Below are 23,526 nucleotides of genomic sequence, written 5' to 3' on the forward strand. Positions count from 1 at the left end.
AATGGTTGTACCCATAGGCTGTCGGCATGGACCTCGACGCCGTCCGGACCTTCGTCGCTGCCGCCGAGGCGGGGCAGTTCCAGGAGGCCGCCGCCGAGCTGGCGGTCACCCAGCAGGCCGTCTCCAAGCGCATCGCCGCGCTGGAGCGCAACCTCGGCGTGCGGCTGTTCACCCGCACCCCGCGCGGCGCCGAGCTCACCATCGACGGGCAGGCGTTCCTGCCCCACGCGCGCGAGCTGCTGCGCGTCGCCGAGCGCGCGGTCGCGTCCGTTCGCACCGGCCGCCGTCCGCTGCGCGTCGACGTGATCGCCTCACGTGTCGCGCCGTCGGGCCTGATGCGCGGCTTTCACCGCGCACACCCCGAGATCGAACTCGACGTGGTGATGCTGTTCGACATCGAGGCGGCCGTAGCCGCCATCCGATCCGGTGCGATCGACGCATCCTTCCGCGCCGTCGCCGCGCCCGGGCGGCCCCTTCCCGAGGACATCGAGTCCGTACGAGTGCTCGACGAGCCGCTCCAGCTCCTCACCGGCCCCGCCCACGCGCTGGCGGGCGCCCGGTCGGTACCCCTCGCTCAGCTCGCCGGGCACCGGATCTGGATGCCCGGCATCGTCCCCGGTACCGAGTGGGCCGCCTACTACGACGACCTCGTCGCCGAGTTCGGCCTCACCATCGAGGCGACTGGCCCCAACTTCGGCTCCGACGCGCTCCTCGACACCATCGCCGACACCCCGGCCCTGGCCACCTTCATGGGCGAGCACACACGCCTCGTCTGGCCCGCCGGCCACGGCCTGCGCCGCATCCCGGTGACCGACCCAATGCCCGTCTACCCGCACTCGCTCCTGTGGCACCGCGACAACCCCCACCCAGCGCTGGCCACCCTCCGCGCCCACCTCGCCACCACTGCGGCCACAGCGGCCACAGCGGCCAACCACGAGACCGCCGGGACCTGGGCGCCGGGCTGGGTGATTCCGCGCTGAACCCCGCCACGTCTTCGATCACCGTGGCCGGATCGGCGGAGGGTGACTCGGGACAGCCGTGGCCAGGGACAGGCGCGGCAATCGGCACACCCGGGCTCTCCTCCTCCGTATGCCGCAGACGAAGGTGCCGTCGCGCCCATGGCCATCACACCGTCGGTGCAGTCGAGAAGAAGAATCCTTGATGAGCTGACCCGCGGGCCTGCTCGTTCGATGTGAGGGACGGGCTGGGATCCAACTTCCAGAGCGTGTTCCAGCGGGTCGGTGAGGCGCCTGCCGTGCTGGTCGCTTTCGAGGCCGGTGCGGGCGGCACGCAACCCACCACCGGCTTGATCGCCGCTTGCGTTGAACAGGTTGCGCTGGGCGGCGGCGTGCCCGTTATCCGCGTCGTCGCGGCGGCGCCCGTAGGGCCTAGGCGCCAGGTGTGGCGTTATCGCTGGTGCGAGTGGTCCGTATCTGCCTCGGCGATGGTGGGGGTGGGGGTGGGTTGGGTGTTTTCGGTGGCGGCCCAGGTGGCGAGGAGTTGGAGGGCGTCGTGGTCGGGGGTGCCGGGGGCGGTGCTGTAGGCAGTAAGCGTGAGGCCGGGCTGGGCGGGCAGTTCCATGGCGTCGAAGTCGAAAGTGAGGGTGCCGACAGCGGGGTGGTGGAAGGACTTGCGGCCGGTGTGGTGCAGGCGGACGTTGTGTTTGGCCCAGGCAGTGCGGAACTCCTCGCTGCGGGTGACGAGCTCACCGATGAGTCCGGTCAGATCGCTGTCGTGAGGAGCGCGCCCGGCCTCTGTACGCAGCAGGGAGACGGTGGTGTTCAACGCCTCCTCCCAGTCAGGGAAGAAGTCGCGGCCGCGTGGGTCGAGGAACTGGAAGCGGGCGATGTTGACCGTCTCGGTGGTGGGGTCGGGGAACAGCGGGGCATAGAGGGCGCGGCCGAGGGGATTGGTGGCAAGGATGTCCAGGCGGCCGTTGCGGATGAAGGCCGGGGAGTCGGTCATCGAGCGAAGCACGCGCAGGACGCTGTCCGGCAGCGGCCCGCGGGCGCGCTTGCCGCGGCGGGCGGGGCGTTTGGCGGCGGCGCGGGCCAGGTCGTAGAGGTGGGCGCGTTCGGCATCGTCCAGCTGGAGGGCGTTCGCGACGGCATCGAGGACTTCTTCAGAGGCGCCGGCGAGGTGGCCGCGCTCCAGGCGGACGTAGTAATCGATGCTGACGCCGGCGAGCAGGGCGACTTCTTCGCGGCGCAGACCGGGCACACGCCGGTGTCCACCGTAGGCGGGCAACCCGGCCTGCTGCGGGGTGATCTTGGCGCGGCGGGACACCAGAAAGTCGCGGATGTCGCTCTCGGTACTCACACGTTCCAGGCTAGGCCGAACGGTGCGTATGTGGGGGGTCCTGTTAGTACCTGTAACGGTAGGCCCTTCCCCGCTCCCTTGAACTGCGGTTTTCTCGATGTTGGCGGCGGTTGAAGCCCCCGGGACCGACTGGGGTACGGGCTCTGGCGGCTGCCTGAAGGCCGCCGCCGACGCACAGTGGTCTTGGCCGGTCCAGAGCCGACTGACCAGGGGCCCGTACGCACTGGGCTCCGGCCTCGCCCGCACCGACGCCGCCCGGCCGCCCGATCGCCCCCGACAGACTCCACCACCAGCATTTGGGAGAGAGACCATGGAATTTGTTACACAGCAGGCCACCACGAAGGCTCCTGCGGACTGGTTCACCGGCGACGTGTGGTTCGACGTGATCTACGCGGGCAAGGAGCCGTCCCGCATGCGCGCCAATATGGTCCGCTTCTCCCCCGGTGCCCGCACTCACTGGCACTCCCACGTGCTGGGTCAGACCCTGCACGTCGTCTCCGGAATCGCCCTGATCGGTACCCGTGACGGCACCGTCTTCGAAGCCCCCCCGGCCAGACCGTCACGTGCCCCCCCCCGAATGAGGAGCACTGGCACGGTGCCACCCCCGACCGCTTCATGGAGCACATCGCCATGTGGGAGGGCAAGGGCGACGGCAGCGAGGAGACCACTTGGAACGAGCCGGTCACCGACGAGCAGTACAACCGCCCTCGCAGCCGGTGAGCAGGCACGACAGCCGGTGACGTGGGCACCACCCGCCGGAGCCGGTGCTGAGCGGAGCAGAACTGAGCAGAGCTGAGCAGGGCAGTCGGACAACCGATCTGGCAGTCGGGGCGACGCCCGCACCACTGATGAGGAATACACCGGTCCGCGCATGAACGCGAGCTACCTGGGCCTGCGCGACTCGCGGACCAGCGAAAGGACATGCATTGACCGACCAACACAAGCAGATCGGTGGCGGGCGCCGCACGATCGGCGATTTCGCTCCGAAGCTCGCCGAGCTCACCGACGACGTCCTGTTCGAGGACGTGTGGAATCGCACCGAGCTGGCCGCCCGCGACCGCAGCCTGGTCACCGTGGCCGTGCTCGTCGAGGCGATCACCCACCTCGCCTTCTACGCCGGCTGGCCCAAGGCCATGACGGCGATCACGACCGCGAAGCAGGTCTTCTCCGGCTGAGCACCGAGGAGGAGCCGTCGGGGCTCCTCCCTTCCGGCCGGTCCGCACAGCGGTGTCGGACCAGACGGATTTCCGCAGCCTCGAGATGGATTTCCTCGGCTTCGGTCGGAAACCCCGAAGCCTGGCCAAGGCTTGGTGGGCGACCGCAAACGGAAGGAGACACCCCATGCAGGGAGCAATCATGCAGGAGAGCGGCGATGTCCGGGGCGGCGAGCAGGACAATTCGACCGTCCGTGCGCCCCTCGTCGAGGGGGCGGTGTCGTAGTGAGTCGGATCCTGGTGACCGGTTCCGCGGACGGCCTCGGGCGTGCCGCGGCGGACTCGCTGTTGGCCGCGGGGCATGACGTGGTGGTGCACGCGCGGAACCGGGAGCGTGCGACGGGTCTCGACCCGCTGGTCGAGCGCGGGGCACAGCTTGTGGTGGGCGATTTCATGGCGCGTGACGCCGTGCGGCGCATCGCCGCGGAGCTGAATGACGCCGAGCCCCTCGACGCGGTCATTCACAACGCCGGCGTGTGGAGCGGACCGGCGGTCATGCCGGTCAACATCATCGCCCCGTACCTGCTCACGGCCCTGCTGCGCGGGCCGCGCCGGCTGGTGTACCTGAGCAGCGGCTCGCATTTCGGTGGGCGCCCCTCGCTCGACGGGGTCGACTGGCGGGGTGAGAGCCCAGGCTCGTACGCCGACAGCAAGCTGTTCGTCACAACGCTCGCGGCCGCGGTGGCCCGCCTGCGCCCGGGGGTGCTGAGCAACGCCGTGGATCCGGGCTGGGTGCCGACGAAGATGGGTGGTCCGGGCGCACCGGACGATCTTGAGCTCGGCCATCGGACGCAGGAGTGGCTCGCGTCGAGCGACGAGCCCCAGGCCCTGACCACCGGCGGGTACTGGTACCACCACGAGCGGTTGCAGCCGCACCGCGCGGTCCACGACGAGGCGTTCCAGGACCGCCTCCTGCAGGCGCTGGCCGAGGAGACGGGCACCGCGCTCTGAGCGGCGAGCGCAGTGGATCGACAAGTGCAGTGAATCGACGAGCGCAGTGAATCGGCGAGCGCAGTGGATCGACGAGCGCAGTGGATCAATAAGCGCAGTGGATCGGCGATCCCGGGCTCGACGTGACCGTTCGTCCCCTTCCGAGTCAGGTTCGCGTCTCCCTGTCACCAGTAGGTCCCGCTTTCCGGAATCCGGGCGCTGCCCAGCTGGCGAGGAGTTTGAGCCGGTCCTCGTCGGTGGTGCCGGGTTCGGCGGTGTAGATGGTCAGGGAGTGGGCTTCCTGGGCGGACATGGGCAGGTCCAGCGGCTGGTAGGTGAGCGTCAGGGGGCCGGCGTCGGGGTGGTGGAAGCGTTTGATGCCGCCGTGGTGGATGCGCACGTTGTGGGCGGCCCACCGGGTACGGAACCCGGCGCTGACCGTGGACAGCTCGCCGACGAGCTCGCGCAGCGCCTTGTCGCTGGGGTATCGGCCGGCTTCGGCGCGCAGCAGCGCGGCGGTGGTGTCGGCGGCGCTGTCCCAGTCGTCGGCGAAGTCCTGCGAGGTGGGGTCGAGGAAGTAGTACCGGGCGAAGTTGGGGCGGCCGCGGTCATCCGTGGTGGCACTGACGAACATCGGCGCGAACAGGGCGCGGGCGAGTGCGTTGGTGGCCACGATGTCCAGGCGTCCGTTGCTGACGAACGCCGCGGACAGGGTCATGGAGTCCAGCAGCCACTGGACGCGGGGCGGGACCTCGACGGCCTTGCGGCGGCGCCGTGGCGCGGGGCTGGGCTGGGCGGCTTTGGCCAGGTCGAACAGGTAGGTGCGTTCGTCCTCGCTCAGCTGCAGGGTGCGGGCCACCGCGTCGAGGACGTCCTCGGACACGCCGCTGATGTGGCCTTTCTCCAGCCGCGTGTACCACTCGGTGCTCACGCCCGCGAGGACCGCGACCTCCTCGCGGCGCAACCCGGGCACCCGGCGGCGGCCGCTGGTGGGCAGCCCGACCTGCTCCGGGGTGAGCTGGGCGCGGCGGCGGGCGAGGAAGTCACGGATGTCGGCGCGGTTGTCGGAGCGGCTTTCCATGCTCTCCACGCTAGGGCCCGAACCCGGCGGGAGGGGGGTTGAGCTGGTACCCCCATAAACGCAGCCTCCCGCGCACGCGACAGGGGCGGTTTCCTGGGATGCGCACCCCGTTCTCGAACCTTTGCGGAGACCACGCATGACTACGCGAGGAGGAACCCTCCACGCCCCCGCCGACCTGCGGGTCGGTGACCGCGAGCGGCCGCACACCCGGCTTCCGCTCGTCGTGTACGTGCTCGCCCTGGGCACCTTTTTGATGGGCACGACCGAGTTCGTGGTGGCGGGCCTGCTGCCGGAGATCGCCGACGACGTGCAGATCAGTGTGGCCCGGGCCGGGCTGCTGATCACCGTCTTCGCAGTCGGCATGATCGTCGGCGCGCCGCTGATGGCGATGCTGACGCTGCGGCTGCTCAGGCGGCTGACGCTGATCCTCGCGCTGGGCATCTTCGCGGCCGGACATGTCATCGTCGCGGTGGGCTCCGGTTTCGCGCTGCTGCTGGCGGCGCGGTTCTTGACGGCCCTGGCGACCGGGGCGTTCTGGGCGGTGGCCAACGTGGTGGCCGCACGCGCCGCCGGTCCCGCCGCGAGCTCCCGCGCCCTGGGCGTCGTGGGCGCCGGTGCGATGCTCGCCAACGTCGTCGGTGTGCCGCTCGGCGCCTTCGCCGGGCAGCTCATGGGCTGGCGGGGCCCCTTCTGGGCACTCGCCGTCCTGGGCGCGGCGGCCATGGTGCTCATCGCCCGCCATGTTCCGCGCGACACCGCCGGCCACCAGGCGTTGTCGATCCGGTCCGAGCTGTCCGCTCTGCGCTCGGGTCGGCTGTGGCTGGCGCTGGCGGCCTGTGCGACCACGACCGGCGGTGTGATGTCGACGTACTCGTACATCTCGCCGCTGCTGACCGGCCGGGCACAGCTGGCCGCCGGCCTTGTGCCGCTGGTCCTGGTCGGTTTCGGCGTCGGCGCCCTGGCGGGCTTCCTCGTGGGAGGCCGTCTCGGCGACAGGCGTCCGCACGCGACGACGGTCCTGGCCCCTGCGGCGACCACGGTCCTGCTGCTGGCGATCTGCCTGCTGGCCGGCTACAGCGTGCCGACGATCGTGCTGGTCGCCCTGCTGGGGCTGTTCGGGCTCGGCGCCAATCCGGTACTGATCTCCCTGGGCGTCCGGTTCGCAGGCCAGGCTCCCACCCTGGGGTCCGCACTGACCGTTTCGGCGTTCAACCTCGGCACCGCCATCGGCTCCTGGATCGCCGGCCTCGCACTCGATTCCTCCCTGGGGGCTACGGGCCCCGCCGCCGTGGGCACCGGCATCGCCGCGCTCACGCTGATCCCCACACTCGCCCTCGCCGTCATCCAACGACGTCGGTCCGCGATCCCCAGGGACGCAGCCGTGCGCCGGTCAGCCGGAACGTAAGACGTGTCCCCGCCGCCTGCGTGGTCGGCGGGGAGAGAGGACCTGTCCGGAGCGGACGCACGGACACTCGGACGCACTGACGGACGGACGCACGAGCGCACGGGCGCACGGACGCACTGACGGTCGGACGCTCGGACGCTCGGGCGCGCGGGTGATGGAGAGGCCGACACCCCCGCGCCGCACAGCGCCCACCGGTCCGAGCCCTTCCCCTTGCAAAGAACCATCCCGTTGCAAAGAACCAGCCCGTGGCAAAGCACATCCCGGCCGCCTCGGCGGCCGACCCACAACCAGTAGGAGTAACACTCATGCGCGCTGCTGTACTGCACGCTCCCGGTGACGTCCGCGTGGAGGAGGTCGCCGACCCGAAGATCACCGCCCCGACGGATGCCGTCATCCGGCTGTCGGCGACCTGCGTCTGCGGCTCGGACCTGTGGCCCTACCGCGGCATCGAGTCGGTCGAGGAGCCCATGCCGATGGGGCACGAGTACGTCGGCATCGTCGAGAAGGTGGGCAGCGAGGTCAAGAACGTCAAGCCCGGCCAGTGGGTGGTCGGCTCGTTCGTCGCCTCCTGCGGCACCTGCGAGCTCTGCCGCTCCGGCTACCCCTCCTCCTGCGTCCACCGCGTGTTCATGGCCCAGGTCGGCACCCAGTCCGAGCGTGCCCTGATCCCCCACGCCGACGGCACCCTCGTACCCCTGCCGGGTACGCCCGACGCCGATCTGATCCCCGACCTGCTCGCCGCCTCCGACGTGCTGGGCACCGGCTGGTTCGGTGCGGTCGCCGCGGAGGCCGGTCCCGGCAAGACCGTCGCGGTCGTCGGCGACGGCGCGGTCGGCCTGCTCGCCGTACTGGCCGCCAAGCAGCTCGGCGCGGAGCGGATCATCGCGATGAGCCGCCATGAGCCGCGCCAGAAGCTCGCCCGCGAGTTCGGCGCCACCGACGTCGTCACCGAACGCAGCGACGCCGGCGTAGCGAAGATCAAGGAGCTGACCGGCGGCCTGGGCGCCCACTCCGTCGTCGAAGCGGTCGGCACCCAGGAGTCCATGAACCAGGCCATCCGCTCCTCCCGCCCCGGCGGGCACGTCGGCTTCGTGGGCGTCAACCACGACGTCGCCCTGAGCGGCGAGGAACTCTTCTTCTCCCAGGTCCACCTGCTCGGCGGCCCCGCCCCGGTACGCCAGTACCTGCCCGAGCTGATCGACCTGATCTGGCAGCGGAAGATCAACCCCGGCAAGGTCTTCGACCTCACCGTGCCCCTGGACCAGGCCGCCGAGGCGTACAAGGCCATGGACGAGCGTCGCGCCGTCAAGGCCATGCTCACCGTCTGACCGGGCCTTCTTTCCGGGCGGTCCGGCCCTGCCCCTGCCGGGCCGGGCCGCCCGGCCTCCCGGCCTCCCCTCTTCGCTACTCCGCAACTCCGCTACTCCGCTACTCTCTGGAGCTGATCATGACCACGTTCGCCCTCGTCGGCGCCGGCCCCGGGCTGGGCCTGGCAGCTACCCGCCGCTTCGGCGCCGCCGGCCACAGCGTCGCCTTGATCTCCCGCAGCAGCGCGCACCTGGACCAGCTGTGCGCCGAGCTGGCGCGAGACGGCATCACCGCGCGCGGTTTCGCAGCCGACGTCCTCGACGCCGGCTCCCTCACGGCGGCGCTCGACGCCGCAGCCGGGTCCTTGGGGCACGTGGAGATTCTGCAGTACAGCCCCGTACCGCGCGCGGACTTCATGAAGCCCGTCCTCGACACCGGCGCCACCGACCTGGACGACCCGCTGGCCTTCTCCCTCAAGGGGCCGCTCACCAGCGTGAACGCCGTGCTGCCCGGGATGCGGAAGCTGGGCCGCGGCACCCTGTTGTTCGTCAATGGCGGCAGCGCCGTGCGCCCTCACCCCGACCGGGCGGGCACGTCCATCGCCTTCGCCGCCGAGAGCGCTTACGCGGCCATGCTCCACCAGGCACTGGCACCGGAGAACATCTACGCCGCCCAGTTGATCGTCCCCGGCGCCATCCATCCCGATGCCGGCAACAGCAGCCCCGACGCGCTCGCGACGCGTCTGTTCTCCCTGCACCAAGAACGCGAGGGCTTCCGCCACTACGCCGAACCCATGCCCGGCTGACCCCGTCCGGCCGTGCCCGCGCGTACGACTGATTCGTCAACGATGCGAAGGCGTACACATGTCATCTGAACCTGCGGTCCCATCTCCCTCCTCCTCCCGCGTCTCCGACTCCTCCCCCGCCTCCGACTCTTCCCTCACGTCCACGTCCACGTCCACGGCGCCGAGCAGGCGCGCCTTCGTGGCCACCACCGCAGTCGGCGGAGCCGCCGTCGCCGGCAGTGTGGTCGGAGGAACATTCCTCGCCGGCCCCAAGGAGGCGGCTGCCGTTGAGGCGCCGCCCGCCGGCCGGGTGTCCCTGACGGTCAACGGCACCCGGCGGACCGTGACGGTCGACAACCGCACCTCGCTGCTCGATCTGCTGCGCGAGCACTTCCGACTCACCGGTTCCAAGAAGGGCTGCAACGCCGGAGCGTGCGGCGCGTGCACCGTCCTGGTCGACGGGCAACGGGTGAACTCCTGCCTGACGCTCGCAGTACGCCTGGAGGGTGCCGAGGTCACCACCATCGAGGGCCTGGCCGACGGCGGCCAACTCCACCCACTCCAGCAGGCGTTCATCGACCGGGACGCCTTCCAGTGCGGCTACTGCACGCCCGGCCAGATCATGTCCGGCGTCGGCTGCATTCAGGAGGGCCACACCGGCTCGCCGGAGCAGATCCGGGAGTGGATGAGCGGCAACATCTGCCGCTGCGGTTGTTACGTGAAGATCGTCGAAGCGGTCGAGCAGGCCGCAGGGCGGAAGTGAGGGCCTTTCATGTACCCCTTTGCCTTCACCAAGGCGTCCGACACCCGTGAGGCCCTCGACCGGGGCCGCCGCGGCGGTCGTTACATCGCCGGCGGCACCACTCTGGTCGACCTGATGCGCGAGACCGTCGAACGTCCCGAGACCTTGGTCGACATCACCGGCCTGCCGTTGCGCGAGGTCACCGTCACCGAGCGCGGCGGGCTGCGCCTCGGGGCGCTGGTGCGCATGGCGGAAGCCGCCGCCCATCCCACGGTGCGCGCGCTGTACCCGGTCGTCTGCGAGGCGCTGGAGCTGAGCGCCTCGGCCCAGCTGCGGAACATGGCCACCCTCGGCGGCAACATCATGCAGCGCACCCGCTGCACGTACTTCCGCGACGTGACCGCCGACTGCAACAAGCGCGCCCCCGGCTCCGGCTGCGCCGCGCTGAAGGGATACAACCGCACGCACGCGATCCTGGGCACCTCGGACTCGTGCGTGGCCACCCACCCCTCCGACGTGGCCGTGGCGTTCGCCGCACTGGAGGCGACCGTGCACCTGCTGGGGCCGGACGGAGAACGCCGGGTGCCGTTCGCCGATTTCCTGCTGCGGCCCGGCAGCACCCCTGACCGTGAACAGGCCGTCCGCAAGGGCGAGTTGATCGCAGCGGTGGAGATCCCCGCCCATCCGCGTCCGCTGAAGTCCGGCTACCTGAAGGTGCGCGACCGGCAGTCGTACGAGTTCGCCCTGACCTCGGCAGCGGTCGCGGTGCATGTCCGGGGCGGGGTCATCCGGGAGGCAAGGGTCGCCGCCGGCGGGGTGGGCACCGTGCCGTGGAAGCTGCCCGCAGTCGAGCGGCGCCTCCTCGGCGAGCGCCCCTCCGAGGCGCTGTGGGCAGCCGCTGCCGAGGGAGCGGCGGACGGCGCCCGGCCGCTGGAACACAACCGTTTCAAGGTCGAGTTGCTGAAGCGGACCGTCGAACGTCAGCTGCGCATCGTAGGAGGTACGAAGTGAGCCCCCAGCCGCAGGCAGCCGTGGGTGCGCCGCTGTCCCGGGTGGACGGGCGGCTGAAGGTCACGGGCCAGGCGCTGTACGCCGCCGAACACAACGTCGACGGGGCCGTGCACGCCGTCATCGTCGACAGCAGCATCGGCCGCGGCCGCATCACGTCCCTCGACACCCGTGCTGCCCTGGCCCACCCGGGCGTACTGCGTGTGATCAGTCACCGCAACGCCCCGAAACTGCCCTACCGTGACAACTCCGGGTCGAACAATCCGCCCGGCCGGCGGCTGCGCGTCTTCCAGGACGACCACGTGCTCTTCCACGGCCAGCCGGTCGCCGTCGTCCTCGGCACCACCCTCGATGCTGCACAGCACGGCGCCGGCCTGGTGAAGGTCCGCTACGAGACCGAGCAGCCCTCGACCGACCTGCGCGAGGCCGAGCGGAACGACCGGGACGACCGGGACGACCGGGACGACCAGGAGGACCAGGAGGACCAGGACGAGGGTGCCGAGGAGGCCGAGCCGACGACGTACGCGCGCGGCGACGCCGAAGCCGGGCTGCGCAACGCGGCCGTACGGCTGGACCTGACCTACCGCACGGCCCGCAACCACCACAATCCGATGGAGCCGCACGCCACCATCGCCCGCTGGGACGGCGACCGGCTCACCGTGTGGGACAAGACCCAGTGGATTCTCGGCACCCAGACCGAGCTGGCCGCCGTGTTCGACCTGCCGCTGGACTCCGTGCGCGTCATCTCGCCGTTCATCGGAGGGGCCTTCGGCAGCGGGCTGCGCTGCTGGCCCCACACCGTCGTCGCCGCGCTGGCCGCCCGCGTGACCGGCCGTGCGGTCAAACTGGTGTTGAGCCGCAAGCAGCAGTACTTCGGCACCGGCTTCCGGCCCTCCTACGACTACCGGCTGCGGCTGGGCAGCGACCGGCGCGGCCGCCTGAAGGCCATGGACCACGAGATGGACGCCGAGACGTCCTCGTACGAGACGTTCACCGAGTCGGTCCTGCCGCCCGGGCAGATGCTCTACAGCACGCCCCACATTCGCCAGACGTACCGGACGGTGCCGCTGGATGTGAACACCCCGGTGTGGATGCGCGGCCCCGGCTTCGCCACGGCCTCGTTCGTCATCGAATCGGCCATGGACGAACTCGCGGACAAGCTCGGCATCGACCCGATCGAGCTGCGCCAACGCAACGAACCGGCGCAGGACGAGTCGTCCGGTCTGCCGTTCTCCACCCGCCGCCTGCGCGAGTGCTACACCGTCGGCGCCCGCGAGTTCGGCTGGCAGCGCCGCTCTTCCGAGCCGCGCTCGCGGCGTGAGGGCGACTGGCTGATCGGGCTGGGCATGGCAGCCGGCGTCTACGACACCGCCCGCAACACCGCCCGGGCCCGCGTCCGCCTGGATGCCGACGGCACCGCCGTGGTCGAGGCCGCCACCAGCGACATGGGGCCGGGCACCTACACCTCCCAGACCCAGGTCGCCGCCGACGCCCTCGGCCTGACCATGCGCACCGTCACCTTCAGACTCGGTGACTCCCGCTACCCGGCGACCCCGCCGCACGGCGGCTCGATGACCATGGCCAGCGTCGGTTCCGCCGTACTCGACGGCTGCAACCGGGTCCGGCAGCAAGCGGTCCAACTCGCCGTGACCGACCGCCGATCCCCGCTGTACGGCGTGGACCCCGACGACATCGTCGTACGCGCCGGCCGGCTGCACGTGAAGAACAACTCGGCCCGTGGCGAGACCTACCGCAGCCTGCTCGCCCGCCACCACCGCTCCCACCTCGAAGCCCTCGGCTCCTTCACCGGGCCCACAGGTGCGGAGCGGCACTCCTTCTACGCCTACAACGCCACCTTCGCCGAGGTCGCCGTGGATGCGACACTCGGGCTGGTACGGGTGCGGCGCATGCTCGGTGTGTACGACGCGGGCCGCATCATCAGCCCCAAGCTCGCCGAGAGCCAGGCCATCGGTGGCATCGTCGGCGGCATCGGCACGGCCCTGCTGGAGCATACGGTCACCGACCACCGCGACGGCCGGATCGTCAACGCGAGCCTGGCCGACTACCTCGTCCCGGTCAACGCCGACGTCCCGGACGTCCAAGCGATCTACCTGGACGGCGAGGACCGCGAGGCCGACCCCCTCGGCGTCAAGGGGCTCGGCGAGGTCGTCCATGTCGGCGTGGCACCGGCGATCGCCAACGCGGTCTTCAACGCCACCGGCCGTCGTATCCGTCAACTGCCCATCACTACCGAGGCGTTGACCTGATCCCTGGAGGTGCTGACGCAGATCAGGTCACGAGGCGGGGGCGGCGCCTGCGGTAGCCAGCAGGGCGTGGATCCGGGGGCCGGCTTGGTCGATGTCGGTCACGGGCGCCTTGAACGGCAGACGGACATCGCGGTGGGTGTGCGGGTATTCCAGGCGCAGGGTCACGCCGTAGCGGTCCATCGCCACCGGCAGTGCGCGCGTCATTCCCTTGCGAGGGAGCGGACGGACAAGACGCAGCAGAAGGGGGAGGAGTTCGGAGTGCTCGTCCATGAGATGGGTGAGCATGTCCGCCTCGCGTGTCGCGAGCGGGTCCAGTTCCGTGGCCGCCAACGTGTGGAGGGGGATGAAGGCCCGGTGACCAGCGTCTTCGAGGACCGCCTGACCGAACTCCATGCAGGTGCTTTTCTCGGACGTCGCGTCGTACGGGGTGAGCAGCAGGCCGGTTACGGTGACGCGGGCCCGCAGCCGGTCGCGTACGGGCGTGGGGGCGATGTCGGTGAACTCCAGCCGCACCGGCACCCGCATCGCGTCGCCGTGGGTGCCGGTGCCGGTGCCGGCGTCTTCGGCCGGCGCGTGCAGATGGATGTGCCCCATCGCTCCCGCACCGTCGAGGCGACGCACTTCAGTGGCAAGCCCGTCGCTCACCACCGTCATGGAATGTGCGGCACTCATGATCGACAGGACGCGTTCTGCGGCAGTCGGCATGGTCGCGCGGGCCCTGAAGGGACGCATCCAGGTACTCCAAACCGTCCGGGAGTAGAAACTTAGGTAAGCCTAAGCTAACTCGCTGGCGAGATCCAGGCAGCCCTCGGGGGGGGAAGGCAGTCGGGGCCAGGGGCGGGACCCGAGGCGCGGCGTGGCGCTGCCGGTGCAAGCCGCTGTGCGGGAACCCTGTACGTGATTGATACGTACGCAATTGCTGCGTACCGCAAGAGCCATTGAGGAGGAGTCCTGTGCCATTGACACCTGAAGAACGTGAGCGGTTTTTGGCGGAGCCGCACGTCGGCGCGCTCGCCGTAGCGGCCGGGGAAGGGCGGGCACCGCTCTCCGTCCCGATCTGGTACCACTACGAGCCGGGCGGTGAGTTGTGGATCCTGACGGGTCGGGACTCGCGCAAAGCTCGGCTGATCGACGCTGCCGGCCGCTTCACGATGATGGTGGACCGCGTGGAACCCACCGTCCGGTACGTCTCCGTCGAGGGCCCGGTCACGGCGGTGGAACCGGGCACCCGGGAGGACCACCTGAGGCTGGCCGCCCGGTATCTGCCCAGGGAAAAGGCCGAGGCGTTCGTCGACTACGCGGAGCAAGAGCTGGAGCCGCACGTGATCATCCGGATGCGTCCGCAGCGCTGGGTCAGCTCCGACCTGGGCCAGGCATGAGACCACCAGCCAGGAATGAGACCGCCGCCCTGGCATGAGAAGGCCGCTCTGGCATGAGAAGGCCCGGGGTCAGTGGGAGTCCGCCCGGCCGGGCCGTCGCGGGCATCGACACGCTGCCCGCCCTCCTGGCCGCCACCGCGCTGTACGACCGCCGCGCCGACGGTCTCGCCCTCGGCATGCTGCTCATGTACGGACTGTCGGCGGCCTTCGCCGCGGCGACCTCGGAGCCCCGGCTGCTGCTCCTGCGCGATCCGCTGGTGAGCACCCTCGCCGGGCTGGTGTTCGTCGGGAGCCGGCTGAGGGGCACCCCGGCCACCGCCTACCTGGCGCGCAAGCTGCACGGCCACCCGCTCAGCGCCCCCCGCCTCCACCGCGCGCACCGGACGCAGACCCTGGTACTGGGCACCGGGCTCCTCGCCGAAGGGCTCACGCGCGTCCTGCTCGTGTGCGCGCTGCCGATACCGACGGCCGCCGCGATCACGCCTCCGCTGGAATTCGCGGTGCTCACGCCGCTCGTCCTATGGACGATCCTGCAGCGCCGAAAGATCCTGGCCCGCCCTGCCCAGCGCGCGCCGGCCGCCCTCGCCAATGCCGTCGCGGACACCGGCGACATGCGCGCCCCATAGTTGGCCAGTTAGTTGGCCACTAACGCGGAATATCACTCCCCGAGCGCGCCGACCTCGCGGAGCAGCTTGAGGTTGTCCCAGTTCCACCAGCCTTCCTGGATCTTCCCGTCCTTGGTGAACCGGAAGATGGTGACGCCGGACATCGCGACCTTATTGCCGCTGGCGGGCAGGGTCCGGAAATCGCCTCGGTGGGTGCCGCGCCAGCTCCACCTGGTCGTCACCTTGTCACCCTCGGCGATCTGGTCGTCGACGGTGAAAGCGAAGTCGGGGAACGCCTGTCGATAGCCCGAGACCTCCTGCCGGATACCGTCGGCTCCCCTGGTGTCCTGCTCATTGGCGATGTCGTGGTCGTGATAGTCGGCCGTGAACATCTCGGTGAATCCCGCGGCGTCGCCCGAGGTGCTGACTTCCTCGAAGAAGCGGCGCGCGGTCGCCTTGTTGAGCTGGTCTTCGCGCACCACGTCGAGATCGGTGAACGTCGGCGTCTCCTGGCAGAGCGCCACCATCTCCTGGAAAATACGGTCCGTCTCCGGAAGCTGCGAGTTGCGCACCGCATCCTCGTACGACGGAAACTCGATCATTTCGATGAAGTGATCGGCGTCGGACCGGTCCCTGCCGACGGTCGCGTGTGTGGCCGTCCTCTTCCCCTTCGTCTGCTCGACCCAGGTGTCCATGAGCCGATTCATGGTGTCGAATTGGTCGGTCTTGCAGTCGATGATCTGAACGAAAGTCATGATCTCTCCCACGGGCGAAATTCTGAATGGAATATCCCTTATGTTCAGGTTAGTTCTTATGGGGCTCCGGGGCGCAGTGCAGGCAAGCAATCGAGCAAGCAAGCTTGATGGTCGGCGGGGGCGCGCCCGCCGACCCCTGCGTGACCGGCCTGCCACCAGCGCGTTACCAGGGTTTTCGGGTGATTGATGGCGGCGTTCTTGAACAGGCGGGGGCCGGGCCGCGGCCGTAAAATCCAGGTATGGCTGAGCGGTCGGATTCTCCTACCGCGCCTGAGCTCGTCGTCGAAGCCGGGGGCGGCACCCAGGTGCTGAGTCCGCTCCGGACATATCACGTGGGGCGCGACCCCGCGGGCGAGGTGGTGCTGGACGACATCCGGGTCTCCTGGCATCACGCGGTGCTGCGGACCACGGCCGGCCACTGGGTGGTGGAGGACGAGGAGAGCACCAACGGTACGTACACCGAGGGGCGGCGGGTGCGACAGTCGGGCGTGGGGCCGGGGAGCGTGATCAGGTTCGGCAATCCGGCCGATGGCCCGTGCGCGGTGCTCACCGGCGTACCGCGACCGGCGGAGCCCGCCGACCGGCCGTCCGCCGTCACCTCCGTCCCGCACCCCGCCGCCACCCGCACCTTCCGGGAGCCGAGCGCCGTGCGCCCGCTGCCCTCGGCGCGGGTCACCCGCATCGGCCGGGCGCCCGACAGCGACCTGGTCGTCGAGGACCTCATCGTCTCGCGTCGGCACGCGGAGCTGCGGGCGGGTCCGGAGGGGTACGAGATCGTCGACCTCGGCAGCCACAACGGTACGTATCTCAACGGCCGCCCGGTGACTCGCGCTCCGGTCGTCCCCGGCGACATCGTCGGCGTCGGTCACTCCGCGTTCGTGCTGGTGGGCGAGGAGCTGCAGGAGTTCATCGACACCGGTGAGGTGTCGCTGGACGTGCAGGATCTGGCGGTACGGGTCGACAAGGGGCGCCGGACGCTGCTGGGTCAGGTTTCCTTCCCCGTCGGCGAGAAGTCGCTGCTGGCCGTGGTCGGGCCGAGCGGTGCGGGCAAGTCGACGCTGCTCAACGCGCTGACGGGGCTGCGGCCCGCCGACGAGGGCACGGTGCTGTACGACGGCCGTGACCTGTACCGGGACTACGCCGAGCTGCGGCAGCGCATCGGGCTCGTACCGCAGGACGACATCCTGCACTCCCAGCTGACCGTGCGCCGCGCCCTCGGTTACGCCGCGCGGCTGCGCTTCCCCGAGGACACCGCGAAGGCCGAGCGGCAGGCACGGGTGGACGAGGTCATCCACGAACTGGGGCTGGACCAGCGGGTGAACCAGCCGATCCACTCGCTCTCGGGCGGCCAGCGCAAGCGGGTCAGCGTGGCCCTGGAGCTGCTGACGAAGCCGTCGCTGCTCTTCCTCGACGAGCCGACCTCCGGCCTCGACCCGGGCATGGACCGCTCGGTCATGCACATGCTGCGCGGGCTGGCGGACGACGGCCGTACGGTCATCGTCGTCACCCACAGCGTGCTCAGCCTGGACGTCTGCGACCGGCTGCTCGTCCTCGCACCGGGCGGGACGATCGCGTACTACGGGCCGCCGGACGAAGCGCTGCGGTACTTCGGATTCGACCAGTGGCCGGAGGCGTTCGAGACCTTCGAGAACGACAAGGACCGGGACTGGGCGGGGGCGTTCCGCGCCTCGCCGCAGCACCGTCGCTATGTCGCGGCGGAGTCCCGGCAGCCCCGGCGCGCCCCCGAGTCCCCGCGGAGCCCGGTGGCCGCGCCCAAGGCGCAGAGCTGGGGTGCGCAGCTGCGTACGCTCGTACGGCGTTACACGGCGGCGCTGACCGCCGACCGTACGTTCCTGGTCATCATGGTCGCGCTGCCGTTCGTGATGGGCGCGATGGCGCACGCCCTGGCCGGCAGCCGGCTCACCCGCGACTCGGCGCTCAACGCGCTGCTGATCCTGTGTGTCGGCGCGGTGCTGACGGGCGCCGCCAACGCCGTACGCGAACTGGTCAAGGAACGCACGATCTACCAGCGGGAGAGAGCCGTCGGCCTGTCCAGATCGGCGTATCTGATGTCCAAGGTGCTGGTGCTGGGGACGATCACGGTCGTCCAGGCGGTGGTACTGACCATGGTGGCGCTGTTCGGCGTCAAGCTGAACGCGCCGGACGGAAAAGGGGTGTTGCTGCCGCCGCTCGTCGAAATCACCCTTGCCGTCGCCCTGTTGGCCTTCACCGCGATGATGCTCGGCCTGTTCGTGTCGGCGCTGGTGCGGAAGGAGGAGGTCACCATGCCGCTGCTGGTCCTCCTCGCGATCGTGCAGGTCGTGTTCTGCGGCGCGCTGCTCAAGCTGCAGGGCGTGCCGGGGCTGGAGCAGCTGGCGTGGCTGGTGCCGTCGCGGTGGGCGCTGGGCGCCATGGCGGGCACGATCCATCTGCACCGGATCGTGCCGCAGGGCATCACCGCCGATCCGCTGTTCCGGCACGAGGCGGGGATCTGGCTGCTCGACATGGGCATGTTGATCGTGCTCTCGCTCGTCCTCGGATTCCTGGTCGCCAAGCTGCTGCGGCGGCGCGAGCCCGAGATCATGCGCAAGTAGCCCCGTCCTGCACGAAGCTGCCGATTCCCTCCCGTACGGAGCTGCTGACCCCGTCCCGTGCGGAGCGCCGAGGAGCCGCCTGTGACCGCCCCCGACTTCGTCCCCAGCCATGTCGTCCCGCCGGAGGGCCTGACGACCTGGTCGGCGCCGGACGCCGAGTGGCCGATGGTGCCGCTCGACCCACTGCTGCCCGTCCAGGTCGTCGAGCGCCGGGGCGACTGGGCGCTGGCGCTGTGCTCCAACGGCTGGTCGGCGTGGGTGGACGGGCGGCTGCTGCTGCCGGTTCCGCACGGCCCGCCGGCCGCCGGGCAGCCCGCCGCCAGGACCGCGGACCCCCGGCCGTTGCTGGGCGCGGTCGAGGAGGAGCTGAGCCGGTACCGACGGCTGATCGAGGAGCTGTCCACGGGGCGGCTGGACGCCGCGTCCTTCGCGGAGCGGACCCGGGGCACCCGGGTGGGGGTGGTCGTGGACGGCGAGGCGGTCTGGCTGTACGACGCGCCGCATGAGCGGTGGTGTTACTGCGACGGGGTGTCGCTGGAGACGTTCGCGGTGGCGCGGGGGCCCGCGGAGGGCGAGCGGTGAACGCCGGGGAAGCCCAGTGGCGCGACCGGACGCCCGGCCGCGTGCCGGAGCGCGCGACCGCCCCCGACGCTTCCGGGCTGCGCGGGCGCCGCATCGCCGGATATCTGCTGGAGGACGAGATCGGCCGCGGCGGCATGGCGGTCGTGTACCGGGCGCAGGACCTGCGGCTCGGCCGTACGGTCGCGGTGAAGCTGCTGGCGCCCGAGCTGGCGCGCAACGACACCTTCCGGCAGCGCTTCGCGCACGAATCACGCGTGGCGGCGTCGATCGACCACCCGCACATCGTGCCGGTCTTCGAGGCAGGCGAGACCGACGGCGTGCTGTACATCGCCATGCGGTACGTCGAGGGGCGGGACCTGCGCGCGCTGCTCGACCGCGACGGCCGGCTGCCACTGGAGACCGCCTGCCGTGTCGCCCTGCAGGTGGCCTCCGCGCTGGACGCCGCCCATGCGCATGATCTGGTGCACCGGGACGTCAAGCCGGGCAACGTCCTGGTGGCCGACGGCACCGACAGCGACCACCCGGAGCATGTGTATCTGACCGACTTCGGGCTGACGAAGAAGTCGCTGTCGCTCACGGGCTTCACCCGTGTCGGGCAGTTCGTGGGGACCCTGGACTATGTGGCGCCCGAGCAGATCTCGGGGCGCCCGGTGGACGGCCGCTGCGATGTGTACAGCCTGGCCTGCGTCGTCTTCGAGATGCTGACCGGGGCACCGCCGTTCCGGCGCGATGACGACATGGCGCTGCTCTGGGCGCACCAGTACGATCCCGCGCCGCCGCTGACGAGCCTGCGGCCCGACCTGCCGCCGGCCGTCGACGCGGTACTGGCCAACGCCCTGGCCAAGGCGCCCGGTGACCGCTACGGCACCTGCCGCGGGTTTGTGACGGCGCTGCGTACGGCCGGGCGGACCGCGGCGCCCGTCGCACCGCCGAGCACCCCTCAGGAGCACGCTCCGACGCGGGTGGACGCCCAGCTGGAGGCGTACGGCAACCTGCCGCGCTACACGGCTCCGCCGGCGCCGCCTGACTGGGCCGCGCCGGTGTTTCCGGGGCGAACGGGCTGAGCTTCACGGCTGTCCGAGCCTCGCGTCCCGTACCTCCCCCGGATGCCGTACGCGCCGCGCCAGGAGGCTGCCGAGGAACCCGGTGACCAGCCCCCACCCGGCGCCCGCCGCCACCAGGCGCGGGAGCTCCGGCTGCAGGGAGACCTCGCCGCCCAGTCCGCCGCCGAGGTCCCCGATGCCGATGAGGGAGAGCCCGTAGTGCGCGGAGATCCGGGTGAGCAGTCCGACGACGAGCAGGGTGAGCGCCAGTGCCGCGGCCATCTCCAGTGCATGCCGCCAGGCGGGCAGCAGGGCCGGGGACCGTACCGCCGCGGTGAAGGCGGCGGCGAGCAGCACAATGGCCGCCACCGCCACGAGGAGCCAGGCGCGCCCGTCGTACTCCGCGATCGTGCCCAGGTCCAGGGTCCGTTCGCCGCCACGGGTGCGCAGCACCTCGTCGAGTACGTGCGGCATCGGCAGCCCCATCGCTTTGTCGACATGTCCGGCCCAGGCGCCGCCGGTGCCGATCCCCAGCGCCATCCAGACCAGGTTCGGCAGGCCGAGAAACAGTACGGCGAAGGTCTCGGCAGGGTGCCCGCGGGTGAAGAGCACGATCACGCCGACGACCAGCCCGATTGCGACGTAACCGACCAGCACCAGCAGCATCGCGAAGGCGGGCGGCCGTACGGAACGCTGGAAGTGCAGCAGCCGGGAGGAGAGCGGGGCCTTGCGCGACACGATGAACGTGAGGGCGAGGACGGCCAGCACCCAGAGCAGTCCGAAGCCGAGTGTCGCGGGGACATCGGCCCGGAATCCCACGGTGGGGCTCGCGCCGAGCTCCGCTCCGATGTCCTCGGCGATGTCGTTGCCGGTCGAGATCCGGAAGCTGTGGCGCGCGAAAAGGGCGAGTACCAGCAGGAACAGCAGCCAGCATGCGGCCGTACGGGCGATGCGGTCCAGCAGTTCGCCGGTGGCGGCCACCGCCCGGTGGCGCAGCGGAAGCAGGAAGACGGCGGCCGTCACCAGGGCGCCGGCCAGCGTCACCGAGAGCGGTACGGCATCGACGGCGGCGTCCGCCCGCGCGATGACGCCGGTGTCGCCGGAGAGGTCGACCGAGCCGCCGGCCGCGATGACGACAACGGCCGCGACCACGTGGGGGTACGCCCCGCCGGGCAGGTGCGCCGCGCCCGCCGCCCACAGTCCCAGCGCGGCGACCACGAGCATGGCGACGATGCCCGCGCCCGCCGCGGCGAGCGCTTCTCGCGTCCGGCTCACGTGTCTCCTCACTTCTCACCCCCTTGTCCCTCACCCTCGGCTACCGCGTTCACCACCGTAAGTACGGGCACGCCGCCCCGCTTGCGGACGGCGCCGGTACTGAGCACACAATGGCGTAAAGGGGGAATAAACGGGTGAAATTCGGGTCCCGCCGGATGGTCCACGCGGCGACGCCCGACACGCGTGGGAAGAAGGACCGACCCGTGACATCTCAACCACCGCCCGACAGCCGGCCGACCGGCCCACCATCGGGTCCGCCGTCCGGCCCGCTCTCCGGGCCGTCGTCAGAGCCGCAGTCAGGGTCGCAGTCGGGCCCCTCCCCGGGCCCGTCGTCAGGGCCGTCCTCGGGCGCGCCTTCCGGGTCCGATCACGAGCCGACTCAGGTGGGCTCCAGTTCCGGCTCCGGCTCGGGCTCCGGGGACTGGCCGGGCGGGGCCGGTGGGTCCGGTGGATCCGGTGGATCGGGCGGACCCGGTGGCGGCAAGCCCTGGTGGCGGTCCTCGTCACGCGTCGCGCTCATCACCGCCGTCCTCGTCGCGGCCGTGGCCCTGACCGTCTTCCTCACCCGTCCGGACAGCGGTACCGGCTCGGGCGAGGTCTTCCTCCAACCGGCTGCCGCGCAGGGCAAGGACCCCTTCACCAAATCGACGGCCAAGGACTCCACCGCGCCCGCTTCGCCGACCGCGACGCCGACGGCGCCGTCCGGTGACACGGGCGGCGCGACCGGCGTCGCGGGCTCGGCGCCCGGCCTGTACGGCGGCAGCCGCTCCGCGCCGAGCTGTGATGTCGAGAAGCAGATCGCCTTCCTGCGGGGAGCGCCGGCCAAAGCCAAGGCGTTCGCCGACACCGAGGGCATCGCCCGGACCGAAGTGCCCTCCTACCTCCGGTCGTTGACCCCCGTACAGCTGCGCAAGGACACCCGGGTCACCAACCACGGCTTCAAGGACGGCAAGGCCACCGGCTACCAGTCGGTCCTGCAGGCCGGCACGGCCGTACTGGTCGACTCGCGCGGAGTGCCGCGCGTGCGCTGCGCCTGCGGAAACCCGCTGCTGCCGCCGGTGGCCGTCAAGGCGACACCGAAGCCGGTCGGCAAGCCGTGGCCGGGGTACCAGCACTCGGACGTGGTGGTCGTGCAGCAATCGACCACCGTGGTCAATGTCTTCGTCCTCGTCGACCTGGACACGGGAGCCTGGTTCAAGCGCGCCGCGGGCGATGAAACGGGCAGGACGGACGCCCCGACCACTCCGCCGCCCTCCGAAACCGCCTCCCACTCCCCGTCATCGACCTGCCCGCCCTCCGCGTCCCCGTCGTCGACGTGCCCGTCCTCCGAATCGACATCCCCCTCCCCGACCTCCGAGACCCCCTCCTCCCCCGCCACAGAACCCGCGACTCCCTCCGCACCGTCGGACACCCCGACGCCCGCCTCCCCCAGCCCGCCCCAGGAAGAGCCCGGCACGACCCCGGAGGTCCCACCGCCCGGCACGTAAGGCCGGGCGGGTAACGCCGCAGCGGCTGTACGGGAGTCCCGAGTACCGCCTCGGACGTCAACACGCTTTCGCTACCCGGATGTAGCCGCCGCCGAGTCGGGGCGGCTCTCCGCCGCGCTCATCGAAAACCCGGTCGGAACCCGGTCGGAACCTACTCGGAACCCACTCGGACGATGCCTTGTCCGGCCATAATTTCTCCGCGGGAAGAACCACTCATCTCTTGCGGGATTACTCCGTCCGAGTGTGTTCGGAGCCCTGCTGGAAGTGGTACCTGCCTGCTGTTCGGCAGGTACGAGCGGCAACCGCGGTTGGGCGACCCTATGGGTATTGACGAGGTGTTTTTGGGGTGCGGCAAGGGCGGCGGGGGCTTCGCCGGGGACGGATGGCATCATGAGCCGCAGGCCGTTTGCGGCCGGGGCGTGGTGGGCTGTCACGAACTCGAGCGCGGCTACCGGCAATTTCGGAGCATCGGTATGCGGTTCGCAACGGTCGTGCTCAGGGCGAGCAGGACCTTATACTCAACGACTTCGACAACATGGTGAAAACGTCGTCGCCGCAGCCCTGCTTCCGGCGAAGCTCTGACGGGCATTGCCGTGGAGGGCCGGCGAGCAATGCCCGGGCCGGGAACGCGCATCGGCAGCTGTGGCGCCGGTAAGGGATACCGGCAGTACCGCGGCAGTGGTCAAGGCCGCCGCCGCTCCCCGCTCCGCACCGCCACAGACCCGCACAAGTACATCCAGCGCCCGCC

Annotated in this window: 20 protein-coding genes and 1 pseudogene; 16 read left to right on the forward strand and 5 right to left on the reverse strand. The window is 70.7% G+C overall.

Annotated elements, in window-relative coordinates; all coding sequences use genetic code 11:
• The first annotated feature begins 26 nt into the window (after window positions 1-26).
• The gene (locus ABT381_RS04045; protein ID WP_351587346.1) at window positions 27-980 is read left to right on the forward strand and encodes a LysR family transcriptional regulator; all 954 of its coding nucleotides are present in this window, start codon (window positions 27-29) and stop codon (window positions 978-980) included.
• A gap of 427 nt (window positions 981-1,407) precedes the next feature.
• Here the strand turns inward: ABT381_RS04045 and ABT381_RS04050 are convergent, their stop codons facing one another.
• The gene (locus tag ABT381_RS04050) at window positions 1,408-2,328 is read right to left on the reverse strand and encodes a helix-turn-helix transcriptional regulator (protein WP_467754762.1); all 921 of its coding nucleotides are present in this window, start codon (window positions 2,326-2,328) and stop codon (window positions 1,408-1,410) included.
• A 301-nt stretch (window positions 2,329-2,629) separates the two neighbouring features.
• On the opposite strand from ABT381_RS04050, the pseudogene ABT381_RS04055 reads away from it, so the two are divergent.
• The 3 genes and pseudogenes from ABT381_RS04055 to ABT381_RS04065 all read left to right on the forward strand — a co-directional run bounded on the left by ABT381_RS04055 (window position 2,630) and on the right by ABT381_RS04065 (window position 4,484).
• A pseudogene (locus ABT381_RS04055) lies at window positions 2,630-3,039 on the forward strand ((R)-mandelonitrile lyase).
• A gap of 206 nt (window positions 3,040-3,245) precedes the next feature.
• Window positions 3,246-3,494 carry a carboxymuconolactone decarboxylase family protein gene (locus ABT381_RS04060; RefSeq protein ID WP_351587350.1) on the forward strand — a complete coding sequence of 83 codons (249 nt, stop codon included), beginning with the start codon at window positions 3,246-3,248 and terminating at the stop codon, window positions 3,492-3,494.
• 264 nt (window positions 3,495-3,758) lie between these two features.
• Window positions 3,759-4,484, forward strand: a complete 726-nt coding sequence (locus ABT381_RS04065) for an SDR family NAD(P)-dependent oxidoreductase (RefSeq protein ID WP_351587352.1) — start codon at window positions 3,759-3,761, stop codon at window positions 4,482-4,484.
• Between the two features lie 145 nt (window positions 4,485-4,629).
• On the opposite strand, the gene ABT381_RS04070 is transcribed toward ABT381_RS04065, so the two are convergent.
• A complete protein-coding gene (locus tag ABT381_RS04070) occupies window positions 4,630-5,544 on the reverse strand; it encodes a helix-turn-helix transcriptional regulator (protein WP_351587354.1) in 915 nt (304 codons plus the stop codon).
• Window positions 5,545-5,680: 136 nt separating this feature from the next.
• Between ABT381_RS04070 and ABT381_RS04075 the strand changes: the two genes are divergently transcribed.
• The 6 genes from ABT381_RS04075 to ABT381_RS04100 all read left to right on the forward strand — a co-directional run bounded on the left by ABT381_RS04075 (window position 5,681) and on the right by ABT381_RS04100 (window position 13,058).
• A complete protein-coding gene (locus tag ABT381_RS04075; RefSeq protein ID WP_351587356.1) occupies window positions 5,681-6,949 on the forward strand; it encodes an MFS transporter in 1,269 nt (422 codons plus the stop codon).
• Between the two features lie 305 nt (window positions 6,950-7,254).
• The gene (locus ABT381_RS04080; protein ID WP_351587358.1) at window positions 7,255-8,277 is read left to right on the forward strand and encodes a zinc-dependent alcohol dehydrogenase family protein; all 1,023 of its coding nucleotides are present in this window, start codon (window positions 7,255-7,257) and stop codon (window positions 8,275-8,277) included.
• A 119-nt stretch (window positions 8,278-8,396) separates the two neighbouring features.
• Window positions 8,397-9,062 (forward strand): SDR family NAD(P)-dependent oxidoreductase, encoded by a 666-nt coding sequence (locus tag ABT381_RS04085; protein ID WP_351587360.1) that lies wholly within the window; start codon window positions 8,397-8,399, stop codon window positions 9,060-9,062.
• A gap of 178 nt (window positions 9,063-9,240) precedes the next feature.
• Window positions 9,241-9,804: a (2Fe-2S)-binding protein gene (locus tag ABT381_RS04090; protein ID WP_467754761.1), complete on the forward strand. Its 564-nt coding sequence runs from the start codon at window positions 9,241-9,243 to the stop codon at window positions 9,802-9,804.
• Window positions 9,805-9,813: 9 nt separating this feature from the next.
• Window positions 9,814-10,794, forward strand: coding sequence for an FAD binding domain-containing protein (locus ABT381_RS04095; protein ID WP_351587364.1), 981 nt, complete (start codon window positions 9,814-9,816; stop codon window positions 10,792-10,794).
• Complete coding sequence (locus ABT381_RS04100; protein WP_351587366.1) at window positions 10,791-13,058, forward strand: xanthine dehydrogenase family protein molybdopterin-binding subunit; 2,268 nt, start codon at window positions 10,791-10,793, stop codon at window positions 13,056-13,058. The genes ABT381_RS04095 and ABT381_RS04100 overlap by 4 nt, the downstream gene beginning before the upstream one ends.
• 27 nt (window positions 13,059-13,085) lie before the next feature.
• On the opposite strand, the gene ABT381_RS04105 is transcribed toward ABT381_RS04100, so the two are convergent.
• Entirely contained in the window at window positions 13,086-13,790 is a 705-nt protein-coding gene (locus ABT381_RS04105) for a DUF2470 domain-containing protein (protein WP_351587368.1), read from the reverse strand.
• A 221-nt stretch (window positions 13,791-14,011) separates the two neighbouring features.
• Here ABT381_RS04105 and ABT381_RS04110 point away from each other — a divergent pair, with 221 nt between their 5' ends.
• Entirely contained in the window at window positions 14,012-14,437 is a 426-nt protein-coding gene (locus ABT381_RS04110; protein WP_351587370.1) for a pyridoxamine 5'-phosphate oxidase family protein, read from the forward strand.
• 53 nt (window positions 14,438-14,490) lie between these two features.
• On the forward strand, window positions 14,491-15,063 hold the full coding sequence (locus tag ABT381_RS04115; RefSeq protein ID WP_351587372.1) for a VC0807 family protein: 573 nt from the start codon (window positions 14,491-14,493) through the stop codon (window positions 15,061-15,063).
• A gap of 32 nt (window positions 15,064-15,095) precedes the next feature.
• On the opposite strand, the gene ABT381_RS04120 is transcribed toward ABT381_RS04115, so the two are convergent.
• On the reverse strand, window positions 15,096-15,797 hold the full coding sequence (locus ABT381_RS04120; protein WP_351587486.1) for an ester cyclase: 702 nt from the start codon (window positions 15,795-15,797) through the stop codon (window positions 15,096-15,098).
• Window positions 15,798-16,036: 239 nt separating this feature from the next.
• Here ABT381_RS04120 and ABT381_RS04125 point away from each other — a divergent pair, with 239 nt between their 5' ends.
• The 3 genes from ABT381_RS04125 (at window position 16,037) to ABT381_RS04135 (ending at window position 20,037) form a co-directional block, all read left to right on the forward strand.
• Entirely contained in the window at window positions 16,037-18,391 is a 2,355-nt protein-coding gene (locus tag ABT381_RS04125; RefSeq protein ID WP_351587374.1) for an ABC transporter ATP-binding protein/permease, read from the forward strand.
• An 81-nt stretch (window positions 18,392-18,472) separates the two neighbouring features.
• Complete coding sequence (locus ABT381_RS04130) at window positions 18,473-18,973, forward strand: hypothetical protein (protein ID WP_351587376.1); 501 nt, start codon at window positions 18,473-18,475, stop codon at window positions 18,971-18,973.
• A 41-nt stretch (window positions 18,974-19,014) separates the two neighbouring features.
• A complete protein-coding gene (locus tag ABT381_RS04135; protein WP_351587489.1) occupies window positions 19,015-20,037 on the forward strand; it encodes a serine/threonine-protein kinase in 1,023 nt (340 codons plus the stop codon).
• Between the two features lie 3 nt (window positions 20,038-20,040).
• On the opposite strand, the gene ABT381_RS04140 is transcribed toward ABT381_RS04135, so the two are convergent.
• Window positions 20,041-21,291, reverse strand: a complete 1,251-nt coding sequence (locus ABT381_RS04140; protein WP_351587378.1) for a streptophobe family protein — start codon at window positions 21,289-21,291, stop codon at window positions 20,041-20,043.
• A gap of 383 nt (window positions 21,292-21,674) precedes the next feature.
• Between ABT381_RS04140 and ABT381_RS04145 the strand changes: the two genes are divergently transcribed.
• The gene (locus tag ABT381_RS04145) at window positions 21,675-22,778 is read left to right on the forward strand and encodes a DUF6777 domain-containing protein (RefSeq protein ID WP_351587380.1); all 1,104 of its coding nucleotides are present in this window, start codon (window positions 21,675-21,677) and stop codon (window positions 22,776-22,778) included.
• The last annotated feature ends 748 nt before the right edge of the window (window positions 22,779-23,526 follow it).

The organism is Streptomyces sp. NPDC000151 (assembly GCF_040301705.1).
In the GTDB taxonomy this organism is placed as follows: domain Bacteria; phylum Actinomycetota; class Actinomycetes; order Streptomycetales; family Streptomycetaceae; genus Streptomyces.